The organism is Selenomonas dianae (assembly GCF_030644225.1).
Taxonomy (GTDB): domain Bacteria; phylum Bacillota; class Negativicutes; order Selenomonadales; family Selenomonadaceae; genus Centipeda; species Centipeda dianae.
Genome location: NZ_CP128650.1, coordinates 971,981 through 986,953, shown reverse-complemented (window position 1 = coordinate 986,953; position 14,973 = coordinate 971,981). Strand labels below are relative to the sequence as shown.

Genomic DNA, 14,973 nt, shown 5'->3' with positions numbered 1-14,973 from the left:
CCTTACTTCCTTTTCACCTCCTTATTATGTTTTATATGTATCATACATTTGCTTTGTTTAATATATTATTTTCTATTTCTCTTGTCAATCTATTTTTTTATTTTTCACAATAAAATTTCCCTTGCAGTTTTTCGATGAATAGATATAGTTGTATTATACAAATATGCAGAAGGACGGTAGGCAATGGAAAAAGAGGATTTCACGAGCGCGATCAATATGCAGCTCTCGTCGAGCATTCCGATCTACGAGCAGCTGGCGAACTTCATCCGGCTCAAGGTGCGCACAAACATTTTCAAACCAGGGGACAAGATGATCCCCGAGAACGATCTGTGCGATCTGCTCGGCATCAGTCGAACAACGGTGCGGCAGGCGATGGAGCTGCTTGTGGACGAGGGGCTGATCATCCGCTATCGGCGCAAGGGCTCATTCATTGCGGAGCCGAAAATGAAGCGTCCGATCAACAACCTCTATAATTTCAGTGCGAATATGCGCGAACTGCATGCCGTTCCCTCCTCCCTCATTCTGAATCAGGAGATTACGGCGGCGGACGCACGGCTTGTGGAAATATTGCAGCTGCCCTCCTCGAATCCCGAGATCTTTCAGCTCGATCGTTTGCGCTGTGCAGACGGCAAGCCCGTCCTCATCGAGCGCACGACAATCCCCTACTATCTCTGTCCCGGCATCGAGCAGCACGACTTCACAATGACCTCCCTCTATCAGGTGCTCAGTCAGAACTATGCGCTGAACCTCTATCACGCAACGGAAACGATTGCCGCCGTCCTTCTGCGCGAGGACGAAGCGAAGCTGCTGCGCTGCCGTGCGCGCGATGCAGGCTACAAGATCACTCGCATCTCCCACCTCGACACAGGCTTTGTCTACGAGTACACACACTCCATCACGCGCGCGGATATGTGCGAGTTTCAGATGGAGCTCTACCGCACCGTGCCGGGCAAGGCGAATATTCCAGATAACATCCAACGTAATATCACATTGTAATCCCCATATAAATCAAGGATTTTCTTGGCTCATTCAAGTCTGAATATAATACAAAAATATCATTACATAGCAAAAGCGCAGGAAATCGATTTCCTGCGCTTTCCTGCCTAAGGATATAACAGCATTTTCTCTGCCTATGGAGTATTCTCAGAGATCGTCGTCCTTATCCACTTCCATTTTCGAGACGTGGAAGCCTTGAATTCCGTTTTTGCCCGCCTCGCAAGCCTGCTCCATAAGTGCGAGAATGTCATATTTCCCGCTAACGCACTGGGTACTGACCATCTCGATGAGCATGGGCAGATTGACCCCTGTGACGATGCCGTACGCCTCGTTCTCCGCTACAAGACGACATGCGGCGTTATAGGGACTACCACCGAAGAGATCGTTGAGGAAGAGCAAACCATCCGTACAATCAAGCTCTGCAATAGCCGCCTCGTATTTTTTTACCACATCGTCCAGTCCCTCACCCGGCACAAGCGTCACAGATTGTACGTTCTTCTGTTCACCGCAGATCATCTCACAAGATTTCAGAATCTCTTCGGCAAAGATTCCATGAGTTCCTACAATAATTCCAAACATCCCAGATACTCCTTTCTTTTACAGATGTCCACAGTTCGCTCGATAGTTCTTCGCAATAACGTCCTTCATGACGCGTGCAACATTCTCCACCGTGAATCCGTATTTCCTGAAAAGCACATCGGCGGGTGCAGAGGCACCGAAGCCCTCCATCGTGACCGCAGCACCGTCAAGTCCGACATATCTGCCCCAGCCGAGGCCCGATGCTGCCTCTACGGCGACACGCGCCCGCACGGCACGCGGCAGAACACGCTCGCGATAGTCTTCATTCTGTGCCGAAAAGAGCTCCATGCAGGGCATGGAGACGACGCGCACATGCACGCCCTCGGCGGCAAGTGCTTCCTGCGCCGCGACGGCGAGGCTGACCTCCGAGCCGGAGGCGATCAGGATGCCCTGCATTTCCCCCGCTGCCTCGGAGACAACATAACCTCCTCGCAGTGCTTCCTTGCTTGAGCCCCTGAGCTGCGGCAAATTCTGGCGCGTGAGCACGAGTGCGGTCGGTGTCTCGGTGCTCGTCACGGCAAGATACCATCCTGCGGCAGTCTCTATCGCATCCGCCGGACGGAAGACGTTGATGTTCGGCTGCGCGCGCAGCATCGCCAGCTGTTCGATTGGCTCATGGGTCGGGCCGTCCTCGCCGACGCCGATACTGTCATGCGTGAGCACATAGGTCACGGGAATCCGCATAAGCGAGGCAAGGCGCGCCATCGGCTTGATGTAGTCGCTGAACACGAAGAACGTGCCGATGTAGGAACGCAGCCCTCCGTGGAGCGTAATGCCGTTTGCAATCGCCGCCATCGCAAGCTCGCGCACGCCAAAATGAACGTTGCGCCCTGCATAGTTTTTCTTGCTGAAGTCCCCCAAGCCCTTCATCTCCGTCTTGTTCGACGGGGCGAGATCGGCACTGCCGCCGAAAAGCTGCGGCAGGATGTCCTTCAGGCGGTTGAGCATCGTCCCCGAGATGGCACGCGTTGCCTGCGGCTCCTCTCCATGTGCCCAAAAGTCCGCATTTTCCATAAGTGCCGCCGCGTCCACGGGCGCGCGATAGCTGTCCCAGTGCCGCCGCGCCTCGGGAAACGCAGTGCTATATGCGTCAAATAGTTCGTTCCATGCAGCCTCGTCCGCTGCTGCCGCGCGCGCAGCCTCCTCATAATGACGATAGATTTCATCGGGGACATAGAAACTCTCCTCGAGCTTCTGCCATCCGAGCCGTTCCTTGAGTGCCTTGACGTTCTCCACGCCGAGCGGCTCTCCATGTGCACTTGCCTTGCCCTGCTTCGCGGGGCAGCCGTAGCCGATCTCCGTATGAATCGTAATGAAGGACGGACGCATCTTGTCCGCCTTTGCCGCCTCAATCGCCCTACCAATGGCAGCGAGGTCGTTGCCGTCAGGCACGTCGAGTGTCTGGAAACCGAACGCCGCCATGCGCTCCGCGACATTCTCCGTAAAGGCGATGTCTGTGCTCCCCTCGATGGAAATGCGGTTGCTGTCATAGAGCACAATGAGCTTCGATAGCCCAAGCGTGCCTGCAAGCGAAAACGCCTCGGAGGAGATGCCCTCCATCAGGCAGCCGTCGCCGCCGAGGACAAAGGTATAATGATCGACAATGTTGTAGTTCGGCTGATTCAAGATTGCTGCAAGATGCGCCTCCGCCATCGCCATGCCGACCGCCATCGCCATACCCGCGCCCAAGGGCCCCGTCGTCGCCTCGACACCGACCGTATGCCCATACTCGGGATGCCCCGACGTCAGCGAGCCGTCCTGTCGGAACGATTTCAGATCGTCCATGGTCAACCCGTAACCGAAGAGGTGGAGCAGCGCATAGAGCATGGAAGAGCCATGCCCGCCCGAGAGGATGAAGCGATCGCGGTTCGCCCACTGCGGATTTTTTGCATTGTGCTTCATGTGGTGCGCCCAAAGTTCGTATGCCATCGGCGCACACCCGAGCGGCAGCCCGGGATGCCCGGAGTTTGCCTTTTGTACGGCATCCGCCGCAAGCACACGAAGCGCATTCACGCATTTTGTATCCATCGAATCCAATTCCTTTTCCCCCTTTGCATAAAAAGAGAGGAGACGCAGCATGAGCCACATTCTCCTCCCCTCAATTCGTTATGGAATCGCTGATAAAATGAAGTCTGTCAGATTGGTGCAGATTTTTTGTCCTGTCAAGGAGACAAACCGGATGCATAGCAAGGGCTATGTGGAGGATTTGTCGACGATGGCAGGGCGAAAAAGATGTGCCAAGATGGCAGTACTGAATTTATCAGTGCTTCCTATGTACTTACTTTTTCAGAACGTCCGGCGTGGAGCGATAGCCGACGCCCATACGATCGATGCCCATGTCGATGAGCTTGAAGAAGTGCTCCTGCGTGCGGATGCAGCCCGAGCCCTTGACCTTGATCTTCCCCTCACCCGCGTCCATCATGATCTGAACGACCTCGGGTGTTGCACCGACGCACTCACCGCCCGTGTAGAAGCCCGTGGAGGACTTGATGTAGTCCGCGCCCGCCGCGACGGCGCACTTCGTACCGTCGATAATCTGCTGCTTTGTGAGCGAGTCGGTCTCGATGATGACCTTGACCTCGGTGCCGTACTTGTGGCAGACATCGACGACCGCCTTGATGTCCGCCGTCACGTAGTCGAGGTTGCCGCTGCGAAGCTGACCGTAGTTCGCAACAATGTCGAGATCCATAATCTTGTACTTGCTGCAGTACTCCTCCGCCTGCTTCGCCTTGGACTCCGTCGTGGAGAGCCCGAAGGGGAAGTCGCAGACGACGCAGATGCCGGTGTCCGTACCCTCGACCATCTTCGAAACGAGTTCGAGCGATGCGGGGTTGATGCAGATCGTCGCACAGCCGAAGTCGATTCCCTCCTGCGTGTACTTCTTGATCTCCTCCTGCGTGAACTCCGGCTTCAGGACAGACTGGTCAATGTAGCGTGCCAGTTCCTTCGCGGTCATCTCTGCAGCTTTCTTCGTCTGTTTCATAATACATCGTCTCCTTTTTGTTTTATATGTATCATACATTTGATGTGTTTAATATAATGCAAAAGGCACACGATGTCAATAGTTTTTTTGAAAAAATATGGTACTACTTAAGGAATCACTGATAAAATGAAGTTTGTCACATCTGTCTGGTATGGATATTCCCACTCATATTGTTATGCAGTTTCACTATGGAGATTGGGATAAAACTTATACATTATTCTCCAATTGCAATCTCAATCCCACCCTTAAAAACAACAACCAACGTACCGTCCTCCTTCACTACAATGTGATCGAGTAGCCCGCCCCATAACGCCTCATCGAACTCAATCTGCTCCCCGTTGATGCCACATAGCGTATGAATCATGCCCTCCAAGATATTTCTCTTGCTCTCCCTCTCGGCAAGTTGCTCGTCCAACTTCTCCAAAGCCCCCTGCTTGTCCAGATAGCGTGCGCGAATCTCGTTTTCCTGTTTCAGATACACCGCCTGATCCTGTGCCACCCGCGCATTCTCACGAATCAGCGTTTCAAGACGTTCTGCCAAAACGCCGAGTTCCTGCTCTACTCTATTATGTTCCTCCACCAACTCTCCCGTTTGGCAAACGCCGTCAATCAGAGATCGCAGTTCTGCAATCACGTTCTCTTTGACTTCCACCAAGGAATTCAGAGCCTTGACGAAAATTTGCTTGATCTCATCCTCTGTCAGATGCCGTGTGCTGCACGGCTTGCCCTTGTGGGCATATTTCTTGTTGCAGCGGTAGATGACTCTGCGGTACTTGTCCGTGGAGTGCCATACCTTCGCCCCGTACCAACCTCCGCAGCATCCGCATTTGATTTTGTTCGCGAAGATGCTCACACCGCTGTGCTTGCCATTCTGCTCTCTACGTTTTATCTCCGACTGGACGAAATCAAATAAGTCCGGCGGGATAATTGTTTGCCTTGCTGTTGAGCCGTGCGATGGAATCCGAGACGGTCTTTCCTGCCGTGTCGAAATCCAGCTGCAGCTGTGCGATGTTGAGACCGATGTCGAGATAGAGTTCATCAATCTTCTGTCCGCGCTTTGCCACTCTATCTCCCTCCCTACATCACGTCATCAATAAATCGCTCGGATTGCTGCTGCTCACAAAAAGCGGTCACAACAAGCTGATCGAGCAGAAACCCAATCTCGTGTCCGTCGATTTCCTGCATTGTCCACCCATAAGCGGACTGCAGTCGCTCGTAGTAGCGCAGTAAGTTCTGGTACGGAGAAAGAACTACGCCTCTTTCTCCGTCTCCCCGTTTGGGAGGTTCACCAGTTTGGAGAAGGTCAGCGACTGAATCCAACGGAAAAGGGAGCGCGTCAACGGTACGATGTCCGCAACATCGACATTCTCTTCCACAGATTCCCGCGTCACTTCCTCCCGTCCGAATCCGAGAACGATCAGACGAACGTGCGCGTCCAGAAAATCTTCAAGGCTCAGACCTTCTTTGTCGGCATCAAAAAAGGCAAGGAACTCGCGCCACACCTTCATCTTCGGAGGATGCGGCGTGATCTCCCTGCCCGCAATATGCAACGTTGGTGTTTCCATCATGTCCTCCCTCAGACCTGCTCGTACCACTTCGAGCCTGTCTCTGCGGCAAAGCCCGCCGCCTCCTCATCTGCCTTGGCGTAGGACAGCCCGTCCGAGAGACGGTAGATTGCCTTTGCCGTAAGCGTCGGCGTGTCGAACTGAATGCTCTCCTGCTTCGAGTTGCCGGATTCCGAGGGTTCCGTGAATTGGACTTTGTAGAACTTGGTGAACCTCTTCTTCCCATTGCGCTTGTCCGACTGGAAGAGGACGGCGAAATACGGTGCGACATCGTCCTTGCCCGCCTTCATCACGCCGTTCTCTATACTGTGTCCCAAAAGATACGCGACATACTCAAGCGGCAAAGCAGCAGTATCAAAGGTCAGATCGTAGGATGCGGTATTGGATGCCGTATCCACGGACTGTCCGTCGGCGAAAAGCTCCGCCTGATTCGTCTGCGGCTTGATGTCCACCTTGCGGAGCAGCTTCCCAAGCGGAATCGGAGTCTCGTAGGTTGCTACCCCTCCTGCCACATCGGTGAGCATCTTGGCGATATGAAGTTTCTGGATGTTGATGAACTGCCCGCTCGTAAGATTCCCTGCGGGCTTTGCTGCCGGTGTTGGACTTGGCATTTTATTCTCCCTCCATTGCTGTTCTGTAATCTGTGATTTCAACGAATATATCTTTCTCGACAAACTCCTGCGTCTGTGCACGGACAAAGCCGAGCGGCAGGAGCGCACTTTTTACGGCTTTATGAATCTCTCGAAACCGTCCATCCTTCGTCAGAATATGGATACGCACCGTGATTCGGCGTTCCAGTTCCGTGCCGTCTGCCGATAGTGCGGGAACATCCGAAATGACGGAATAGACGATGATAGGATATGTTCCCGCGTCAGGGCTGCGCCCGTGGTAGATGCCCTTCTTCCCGTGAGCGAGAAGCTGCGTCAGCTCCTTTGAGCGCACAAGTGCCTGATACACGATCTTGGCAGCACTCATTTCCCCCTCCTCCGAATTGCAGTCCGCACGGCATCGACGATGGCAGAACGAATGCCGTCTTTCTTGGCATCGAGCGCGGGATAGAGAAACGGGCGGTTGATCCTCGGGCTGAACTCAACGAGTACGCCATAGAATACGCCATCCTGTGACTCTGCATCTGCCGCGATGCGCCAAACAGAGCCGTCCTTTCGGCGCAGACGCTTATGGATAGAGTCGCGAAGCGCACCTTTGACCACACGCTTATCTGTTCCCGTATAGACGGGACAGCGGTTCTTTGCCTCTGCGACCACATCGTCCGCACCATGTGCGAGTGCTTCCTTTGCCGCAGCCGTCGCCTCTGCACCAAGCTCCGAGAAGATCTTCTCGGCAGAGACAAAACCTCGGTATCTAGCCATCTTCCACCAACTCCCTGCATTCCAGAACAAGCCACCGTTTCTTTCCGCCAAGCGGGTACGGCGGCGCAATCAGTGTGAGCGTTTTGTCACCCCAACGGATACGATCCGTCACTCGGACATCTGTGCGGTAGCGGATGACAATGCGGTAATCTACCTCCTGTACCTTTTCGGCGTACCCGTCGGAGATTTTTGCGGCAAAGGGCAAAACGAGCGCCCACGCTTTACCGACTTCCTGCACAGATGATGAGAGGATATTTCCCTCATCGTCCGTATCCGTCACGGGACGCAGGACAGAAATGCGATGACGCAGTTCGCTCATGGACGCGTCCATCTAAAAGCCCTCCTTCCGCACACCGAAGAGAAGCGACCGCAGTGTCAGCGCAAGCCCTCGATGATCCGCTTCTTCCCGGTGTTCATAGAGATAGGACACGGCGTAGAGTATTGCGACACGCACGATTGCTTGGTCTTCAACCTCCGAAAGATCCTTGACACGCAGTAATGCAGTGCAAATCTGTTCTGCTGTCTCCGTAAAGTGCGTGAGGAGATCATCCTCCTCATCCCCGTCAATCCGCAGATATTGCCTCACTGCTGCAAGCGGCACAAGCATAAAACCACCTCCCCTCTCTGCCGCAGATTTCATCAGCCCTTCATCTTGAGTGTCTGCACGGCTTCCTCAAGAACGAGCTTTCCGTCTACCCGCTCCTTCATGACATAGCCGACCATGCCGTTGTCCGCGAACAGCTCCTTGAGTTCCTGTAGGGCGCGGGTACCACGATCTCCGATGTTGTAGTAGGAGTAGTCGCCGAACGCAATGACGGTCTTGCCCGCCGCGACAGCGGGCATATATGCCGAGGAGTACACGGGATAGCCGAGCAGACGGTCAGGCTCACCCATCTGATACGACGGCTGCCAGAAATACGCGCCGTTGGCATCCTTGAGTTTGCGGATGCTTGCAAGTGTCTGGTCGTTGACGATGAACGCTGCATTCTTGCGGTAGGGACGTTTGAGGCTGTAAACGAGCGTTACGAGTTCATCCGCCTTGAGGTCTGCCGCCGCCGTGGTGACGGATGTCTTTGCCGAGATGAGAAGCCCCTTCGGCTTGTGCGTTCCGTCGCCGCTCAGGAATGCGTCCTCCTCTGCGTTGCCGAGTGCCTTACCGAACTGCTCGATAAGGTAATTCTCAAGGTTGAAGGCATTGTCATAGAGAAGTTCCTCCGTGACTTTGACCGCGACGTGCAGCTTGTGCGCGTCGAGGACGATCTGGTCAAACGTCGCCTCGCCAAAGGTGAGCTGCGCCCCCTCCTCAATCCACGATGCCGCAGGCTTTGTGGCGGCAATGTTGATCTTGTGCTCCCCGCTCGTGGTGATTACCGTCGCAAGCGGACGCAGGACATTCTCTTCGCTGAGCACGTCGATCAGACGCTGATCGTATTCCTCGGGAACGAGGTAGCCGCCGTTTGCATCCACGCCTTCCTGCAGGACGTTCTCCACCTGACGGAAATTCGTGCGGAGTGCCTTGAGCATTGCCGAGCGATAGCCTTCACTTGCACGTCCTGTCTTTTCTGCATTGAGCGCAGCCCCCGGCATATTGGTAATCGCTGCCGTCACGGGCTTTGCGAGCTGCGCGTCGAGAATCGCCTGACGCTCCATGCGCTCGATATCCTTGCCGAGTGCAAGCACCTCATTCTCCATCTGCTCGTACGCTTTGGCATCTTCGGCTGTGAGATGCCCGTCCTTTTCGTGAGAATCCAGAAACTGCTTTGCCTGTTCCCACATTTCTGCACGCTTCTCGCGCATTGCCATGATCTTATCCATGATCTTTTTCCCTCCGTTAGTGTGAAATAGAAAAGAGCCGTCTTTTGAGCGGCTCTGCATCGACATTGTGTGTTCCCTGCCCGAATTTCGAGAGCAGGGAGTTCGTGACGGCGGCACGGGAGAAGATCAGCCCGTCTGCCGCATCGGTCACAGGACGCTGAACGTCTGCATAGAGAACGGAATCCGCAAATCCAAGCTCCACCGCCTTCTTTGCGTTCATCCATGTCTCGGCATCCATCAGCCGTGAAATCTTCGCACGGGACAGCCCCGTCTTGATCTCGTAGGCGTTGATGATACTCTCCTTGATTTCGGAGAGGAACGTGATCGTCCGCTCCATCTCGTGCGTATCTCCGATGGAAACAGTCATCGGATTATGGATCATAATGGTGGCCACGGGTGACATCTCAACCGTTGATCCTGCCATAGCGACAACGGATGCAGCAGAAGCCGCAATCCCGTCAATTTTGACATTGACGTTTCCCTTATACTCCATGAGCATATTGTAGATCTGTGCCGCCGCATAGCAGTCACCGCCTGGTGAGTTGATCCAGAGGTCAACATCTCCCTCGGCGGCATTCAGTTCAGAGCGAAAGATTGCAGGTGTGACTTCATCGCCCCACCACGTCTCATCCGAAATCTCACCGTCCAGAAGCAAGACACGCTTCTCTCCCTCGTTCCGTACCCAGTTCCAAAATTTACGTTTCATCACTTACTCCCTTCTGCCTTCCGGCAAACAGCCCTGCGTCCCTCAGTTTTGTCATATTCCCGTTGATGAGGTACAAATCACCACCCTCGGTAGATTCAATCGGATTCATGTCCTCAAGACTTCGGATGTCGTTCGCCGACAGCCATCCGTTCTGCCGACCAATGGCATATCCCTCCATACGGCTCTTGTAATCCCCGCGCAGCAGCCCGTCCACGTTGAAGCGGATGAAATAAGCCTTCCGCTCCTTCTCTGTCAGAAATGCTTTCTGCAGCGACTGCTCCCATCGCATTACCCATGGATTCAAAGTGTATTTGACGAACTCCAAGGACTGTTGCTCGATGTTCGAAAACGAGGATTTCTCCAAATCCCCGACCATATGCGGCGGCACACGGTAGAGCCGTGCAATCTCGTCGATCTGGAACTTTCGTGTCTCAAGGAACTGCGCCTCCTCGGGCGGTATGGCAATCTGCTGATACTTTACACCTTCCTCGAGGACGGCGATCCTGCCCGTGTTCATCGTACCACCGTAGACAGCGTGCCAGCTCTCACGGAGCTTCGACGGGTCTTTGAGGACACCGGGATGCTCCAAGACACCACCCGGACGTGCACCGTTTTTGAAGAACGCCGCGCCATATTCTTCCGTCGCAAGAGCAATGCCGATGGCGTTCTTCGCCATGGCGATAGGTGAATATCCCACAAGTCCGTCAAATCCAAGCCCCGGAATATGCAGCACATCCTCACGGCGCAAACGAATCTGTCCCTTGTCCGCAAAGTTCGGATTCTCCTCCGTGCTTCTCGTGTAGGTGTAGTAAAGCTCACCCGTGCGGCTGTCACGGCTGACTTCCATCTTGTCCGGGAGGAGCGGATAGAGTCCGAGAACCTTACCCCTGCCATCGCGCAAAATTTGTGCGTAGGCATTCCCCCACAAAAGAAGGTGACTCATCATTGTTTCGCGAAATATAAAGGAGGTCATCTCGGGATTCGGCGCATCGTGAAGCAGGAAATACAGCGGATGCTCCGGCACGCGCTCTTTGCCTTGCCCTTGGTAGGCGTAGACATGGAGCGGCAGCCCTGCGATTGATTCGGCAAGAATACGGACACAGGCATAGACCGCCGTTGTCTGCATTGCCGTTCGCTCGTTGACCGCCTTACCCGCTGCCGTCTGCCCAAACAAAAAGGACAAGCCACCAAGATGATTCTGGGGCTTGTCCCGCGAACGGAAGATTTTGCTAAATAGATTCATAGCATCATACTCCTTAGATGTTTATCTCTTTATATTAAAGAGAACCTATTTTTAATGAGGTGATTACTGTGGGAACAAAAGCGCAACATTATGTTTGGCGTGGATATTTAAAACGCTGGGATCAAAAAAATGACAGTAACGGTAGAATATTCGTCTATCGGAAAAAACCTATAGGAACACAACCGCAATTGCCAGATAAGCCAGTACTCCTAGCAAATGTCGGGTTCGAAAAGTATTACTATGACATAACGGGATTCACCCAAGAAGATGTATCACTTCTTACACAATTCATCGACCATATGGAAAAAGACATGCCCGTGAAAATGACACTAAATCCAAATATTTTCTCAGATGCCAACTCTAAACGCGATTTTGTTGAAACTATTATGTGCAATTATGAAGATATTGATAATGAAAATAAGTTTCTTGACTCTATTGTTAGGAATGAGGTATCTTTTTATCAAGATAGTGTCATGCAAATTGCAATGAATACAATGCTCGATGAAATAAAGTTTAGAATTATTGCAGGAGAAGGCCAAAAGAGTGATGATGACTTAATGGATATATGCCTTAATGCTATGATACACGGGGATAACATTGATCTCAAGCATGAATTTCACAGGTTCTTTTTTATGCAATACTTACGTTCTCCTGTAAGGATAGAGGCGCAGAAGAAAGGTTTTGAGAAATTCAAAGCTGATAATCTAGATAAAATGGGAAATAAAAACACGAATTTTCATGCTAACCTTGTAACAATTTTTTTTGCTGAGAAAATGGCACTTAACGTATCACGTAATTGGCATACTTGGATTGAACGCATAGAAAACCGAACAAGCACTCCTTTTGTTACATCTGATACTCCGCTGATAAACTTAACAGGTAGAGATTTAAAGGATAAATCTGAGTTTTACTATCCTTTATCACCATTTGTAGCAATGAAACTATGTATAGCCCATAAGCATGGATGTTCTAAAGGAAACTCAAACACAAATATTATAATCGCTGACACGGATAAAATAGATTCTTTTAACCAACAAATCGTAGATCACTGTAAAAATGAAGTTTTTTCAAATCGCAGAGATATTCTCGAACAAATTTCGAATAAGTGCCGTGATATCTAGAAAAATATATGTTGCCTGTCTCTCATGTTTTCATAATCCGAAACGATTCGCAGGCTTGTCCCGTGATCGAGAAAATTTGCTGAAAAAGTTCATAAACATCATCTCACTACTTAGAACACCCACACACCACGATTTTCATACACCGATTCCGACGTATCATTCCCGCAACGGATCGCACGGTCGAGCGCCATGATGAGCGCGATCACGCCGTCAATCCGCTCGGTGGACTTCTCCTTATCCGCCTTGATGTTCCCCGCAGGGTCGGTGCGAATGAAGATGTTGTCTGCCATCCAGCGCATGACGGGATGCCCGCCGTGCGCTATTTTCTTTTCCAGAGTCAGCTTCATCAACTCCTTGGTTGGTGGACTCATATCCTTGAAGCCCTGCCCGAACGGAACAACGGTAAAGCCCATCCCTTCGAGATTCTGCACCATCTGAACCGCGCCCCATCGGTCAAAGGCAATCTCGCGGATGTTGTACTTCTCACCAAGCCGCTCGATGAACGCCTCGATAAATCCGTAATGCACCACATTTCCCTCGGTGGTCATAAGGAATCCCTGCCTCTCCCACACGTCATACGACACATGGTCACGCCGTACACGCAGGTCAATATTCTCCTCGGGAATCCAGAAGTACGGAAGCACGGCAAACGGCTCATCCTCCTCGATTGGTGGGAATACGAGTACGAATGCCGTAATATCCATCGTCGAGGAAAGATCAAGTCCTCCATAGCAGACGCGCCCCTCTAATTCTTCTGCATCCACGGGCATGGAGCACGCATCCCACTTGTCCATTGGCATCCACCGTACGGACTGCTTCACCCACTGATTCAGGCGAAGCTGACGAAAGCTGTTCTCCTCGGCGGGATTCTGCCGTGCGGAATCGCACGCCGCCTGTACCTTGTCGATGCCGACCGTGATGCCGAGGGACGGATTCGACCGTTTCCATACCTCGGGGTCTGTCCAGTCCTCATCTTCCTTCGCTCCGTAGATGACAGGATAGAAGGTCGAATCAATCTTTCTCCCTTCCAGAATGTCTTTTGCCTTCTGATGCGTCTCGTAGCAGATGGACTGTGTATCTGTCCCCGCCGTAGTGATGAGAAAGTAAAGCGGCTGCATTCGCGCATCGCCCGAGCCTTTTGTCATAACGTCAAAGAGTTTGCGATTCGGCTGCGTGTGAAGCTCATCAAATACAACACCGTGAATGTTGAAGCCGTGCTTTGAATACGCCTCTGCCGAAAGCACCTGATAGAAGCTGTTTGTCGGCAGATACACCATCCGCTTCTGGGAGGCAAGGATCTTCACCCGCTTGCTGAGTGCGGGACACATCCGCACCATATCTGCTGCGACCTCGAACACGATGCTCGCTTGCTGACGGTCGGCGGCGCAGCCGTAGACCTCGGCGCGTTCCTCTCCATCGCCGCAACAAAGGAGGAGTGCAACGGCGGCGGCAAGTTCACTGTTATGGGTTGGGACGAAGGATTCCCCTACCAGATAACAATGGCTTTTGCTGTCCACTTGAATGCACTGCATGGGGACGCGCTCTTTGAGTGGCACGATGTCTGCCAGATAATGAAAACAGGAGCGAGCAACGGGCAGGTTTCTTTCCTCGATCTGCAGCGTCTTTGCCGCAGGGATACGGATAATGGAACGGTGTGCCTCTTTATCGTTGTCCGCATACCGCGCCCGATGCTTCACGGTTCGGCGATAAATCTCACCCGTTGTCCAAAGGACGGATCGTGGCTCTCCGATGATGTAATCCACATTCCAGAGATGCCGCTCCCCTGCCACGATGGATGAACCGTCGCGGAAGGTCAGCCGATAGGCTTGCTCCGTATCGTCCACATCGCTCTTGGCGACAACACGGCAGGGCTGTCCGTTTTCATCAAAAACGGTATCTCCGACGCGAATATCGCCCATCATGGTAAATCCACTCGGGGTAGGAATTTTCGTATCGAGTGCAAGCTGTTTTCCCTGTTTCTTGGGAATCTCCACATACGCCGTATTGAACTGCCGATAACCGTTCGGCTTCAATATTCCGAAAAGGTCTCGGATAATGCGCTCCTGCCAGTCGATCAGCTCGAAGGGCTTTCCTGCCCACGTTCCCTTTGTATGGCACAGACACTCAATAAATCCCACGGCATAATCCGCAGCGGCTTTGTCATAGTGTGCGTCCTCTGCCATAAACTTCGTCGGTGTGTAGTCCGTCAGTTTCCGCAAGCAATCACCCCCATCAAAAAAGCCGCTCAATAGCGGCAATACGAGAAGCAGCCCCGAAGGGCTGTTTTGTTGTTTGGCATAGCTTAGATGCGCTTCATGCACCAAGCCATCGCGTGTCCGCCGTCCTCGAAAAGCTCCGTGGCGGCTTCGACGAGGTTCAGGCGGCATTCGATGTCTGCGAAGCCCGTCTCCTCCGGCGTTTCGACCATCTCGTAGACGGCTGCGTGGAAGCCCCAACACTCCATCCCGACCACAAGGATCTGCTCGCCGTAGCGAAGGATTGCGCCGCTCGTCCCGAACCGCATTTCATCGAGGTGCTCCATCGTGGTGGTCTGCGGCCATCTTGCTTCTGCGTTTCTCATTTTGTGTTCCTCGC

At 52.7% G+C, this 14,973-nt stretch carries 17 protein-coding genes and 1 pseudogene; 2 read left to right on the top strand and 16 right to left on the bottom strand.

What is annotated here, in order from left to right; genetic code table 11:
* Positions 1-183: 183 nt before the first annotated feature.
* Complete coding sequence (locus QU667_RS04870; protein ID WP_304988189.1) at positions 184-996, top strand: GntR family transcriptional regulator; 813 nt, start codon at positions 184-186, stop codon at positions 994-996.
* Positions 997-1,143: 147 nt separating this feature from the next.
* Here the strand turns inward: QU667_RS04870 and QU667_RS04865 are convergent, their stop codons facing one another.
* From QU667_RS04865 to QU667_RS04800, 14 genes and pseudogenes are all read right to left on the bottom strand, one after another.
* Complete coding sequence (locus QU667_RS04865; protein ID WP_304988188.1) at positions 1,144-1,575, bottom strand: PTS sugar transporter subunit IIA; 432 nt, start codon at positions 1,573-1,575, stop codon at positions 1,144-1,146.
* 18 nt (positions 1,576-1,593) lie between these two features.
* Positions 1,594-3,612, bottom strand: a complete 2,019-nt coding sequence (gene tkt, locus QU667_RS04860) for a transketolase (protein ID WP_425541854.1) — start codon at positions 3,610-3,612, stop codon at positions 1,594-1,596.
* 241 nt (positions 3,613-3,853) lie between these two features.
* A complete protein-coding gene (gene deoC / locus QU667_RS04855; protein WP_304988187.1) occupies positions 3,854-4,558 on the bottom strand; it encodes a deoxyribose-phosphate aldolase in 705 nt (234 codons plus the stop codon).
* A 214-nt stretch (positions 4,559-4,772) separates the two neighbouring features.
* A pseudogene (locus QU667_RS04850) lies at positions 4,773-5,489 on the bottom strand (recombinase zinc ribbon domain-containing protein); the annotation flags it as partial.
* Entirely contained in the window at positions 5,464-5,622 is a 159-nt protein-coding gene (locus QU667_RS04845) for a hypothetical protein (protein ID WP_304988186.1), read from the bottom strand. The gene QU667_RS04845 and the pseudogene QU667_RS04850, both read right to left, overlap by 26 nt.
* A 186-nt stretch (positions 5,623-5,808) precedes the next feature.
* Positions 5,809-6,123 carry a hypothetical protein gene (locus tag QU667_RS04840; RefSeq protein WP_273079690.1) on the bottom strand — a complete coding sequence of 105 codons (315 nt, stop codon included), beginning with the start codon at positions 6,121-6,123 and terminating at the stop codon, positions 5,809-5,811.
* An 11-nt stretch (positions 6,124-6,134) separates the two neighbouring features.
* Positions 6,135-6,734, bottom strand: a complete 600-nt coding sequence (locus QU667_RS04835; protein ID WP_304988185.1) for a major tail protein — start codon at positions 6,732-6,734, stop codon at positions 6,135-6,137.
* 1 nt (position 6,735) lies between these two features.
* Positions 6,736-7,098, bottom strand: a complete 363-nt coding sequence (gp17, locus tag QU667_RS04830; protein WP_304988184.1) for a tail completion protein gp17 — start codon at positions 7,096-7,098, stop codon at positions 6,736-6,738.
* The gene (locus QU667_RS04825; protein ID WP_304988183.1) at positions 7,095-7,493 is read right to left on the bottom strand and encodes an HK97 gp10 family phage protein; all 399 of its coding nucleotides are present in this window, start codon (positions 7,491-7,493) and stop codon (positions 7,095-7,097) included. Before QU667_RS04825 ends, gp17 begins: the two co-directional genes overlap by 4 nt.
* Positions 7,486-7,824 (bottom strand): phage head closure protein, encoded by a 339-nt coding sequence (locus QU667_RS04820; protein ID WP_304988182.1) that lies wholly within the window; start codon positions 7,822-7,824, stop codon positions 7,486-7,488. Before QU667_RS04820 ends, QU667_RS04825 begins: the two co-directional genes overlap by 8 nt.
* Positions 7,825-8,100, bottom strand: coding sequence for a head-tail connector protein (locus QU667_RS04815; RefSeq protein ID WP_304988181.1), 276 nt, complete (start codon positions 8,098-8,100; stop codon positions 7,825-7,827).
* Positions 8,101-8,132: 32 nt separating this feature from the next.
* Entirely contained in the window at positions 8,133-9,308 is a 1,176-nt protein-coding gene (locus tag QU667_RS04810; protein ID WP_304988180.1) for a phage major capsid protein, read from the bottom strand.
* A gap of 16 nt (positions 9,309-9,324) precedes the next feature.
* A complete protein-coding gene (locus QU667_RS04805) occupies positions 9,325-10,014 on the bottom strand; it encodes a head maturation protease, ClpP-related (protein WP_304988179.1) in 690 nt (229 codons plus the stop codon).
* Positions 10,004-11,257 carry a phage portal protein gene (locus QU667_RS04800; RefSeq protein ID WP_304988178.1) on the bottom strand — a complete coding sequence of 418 codons (1,254 nt, stop codon included), beginning with the start codon at positions 11,255-11,257 and terminating at the stop codon, positions 10,004-10,006. The genes QU667_RS04805 and QU667_RS04800 overlap by 11 nt, the downstream gene beginning before the upstream one ends.
* 68 nt (positions 11,258-11,325) lie before the next feature.
* Between QU667_RS04800 and QU667_RS04795 the strand changes: the two genes are divergently transcribed.
* Positions 11,326-12,378: a DUF4238 domain-containing protein gene (locus QU667_RS04795; protein WP_304988176.1), complete on the top strand. Its 1,053-nt coding sequence runs from the start codon at positions 11,326-11,328 to the stop codon at positions 12,376-12,378.
* Positions 12,379-12,488: 110 nt separating this feature from the next.
* Here QU667_RS04795 and QU667_RS04790 read toward each other — a convergent pair whose 3' ends face one another.
* Positions 12,489-14,597: a terminase TerL endonuclease subunit gene (locus tag QU667_RS04790; RefSeq protein ID WP_304988175.1), complete on the bottom strand. Its 2,109-nt coding sequence runs from the start codon at positions 14,595-14,597 to the stop codon at positions 12,489-12,491.
* Between the two features lie 83 nt (positions 14,598-14,680).
* Positions 14,681-14,959: an Nmad4 family putative nucleotide modification protein gene (locus QU667_RS04785; protein ID WP_304988174.1), complete on the bottom strand. Its 279-nt coding sequence runs from the start codon at positions 14,957-14,959 to the stop codon at positions 14,681-14,683.
* Between the last annotated feature and the right edge of the window lie 14 nt (positions 14,960-14,973).

Excerpts from the sequence above, each read along its gene's own strand:
- QU667_RS04870 (WP_304988189.1), top strand. The coding sequence starts at position 184 with ATGGAAAAAGAGGATTTCACGAGCGCGATCAATATGCAGCTCTCGTCG.
- gp17 (WP_304988184.1), bottom strand. The coding sequence starts at position 7,098 with ATGAGTGCTGCCAAGATCGTGTATCAGGCACTTGTGCGCTCAAAGGAG.
- QU667_RS04805 (WP_304988179.1), bottom strand. The coding sequence starts at position 10,014 with ATGAAACGTAAATTTTGGAACTGGGTACGGAACGAGGGAGAGAAGCGT.
- QU667_RS04785 (WP_304988174.1), bottom strand. The coding sequence starts at position 14,959 with ATGAGAAACGCAGAAGCAAGATGGCCGCAGACCACCACGATGGAGCAC.
- QU667_RS04840 (WP_273079690.1), bottom strand. The coding sequence starts at position 6,123 with ATGGAAACACCAACGTTGCATATTGCGGGCAGGGAGATCACGCCGCAT.
- QU667_RS04810 (WP_304988180.1), bottom strand. The coding sequence starts at position 9,308 with ATGGATAAGATCATGGCAATGCGCGAGAAGCGTGCAGAAATGTGGGAA.
- deoC (WP_304988187.1), bottom strand. The coding sequence starts at position 4,558 with ATGAAACAGACGAAGAAAGCTGCAGAGATGACCGCGAAGGAACTGGCA.
- QU667_RS04815 (WP_304988181.1), bottom strand. The coding sequence starts at position 8,100 with ATGCTTGTGCCGCTTGCAGCAGTGAGGCAATATCTGCGGATTGACGGG.
- QU667_RS04835 (WP_304988185.1), bottom strand. The coding sequence starts at position 6,734 with ATGCCAAGTCCAACACCGGCAGCAAAGCCCGCAGGGAATCTTACGAGC.
- QU667_RS04800 (WP_304988178.1), bottom strand. The coding sequence starts at position 11,257 with ATGAATCTATTTAGCAAAATCTTCCGTTCGCGGGACAAGCCCCAGAAT.
- QU667_RS04865 (WP_304988188.1), bottom strand. The coding sequence starts at position 1,575 with ATGTTTGGAATTATTGTAGGAACTCATGGAATCTTTGCCGAAGAGATT.
- QU667_RS04825 (WP_304988183.1), bottom strand. The coding sequence starts at position 7,493 with ATGGCTAGATACCGAGGTTTTGTCTCTGCCGAGAAGATCTTCTCGGAG.
- QU667_RS04820 (WP_304988182.1), bottom strand. The coding sequence starts at position 7,824 with ATGGACGCGTCCATGAGCGAACTGCGTCATCGCATTTCTGTCCTGCGT.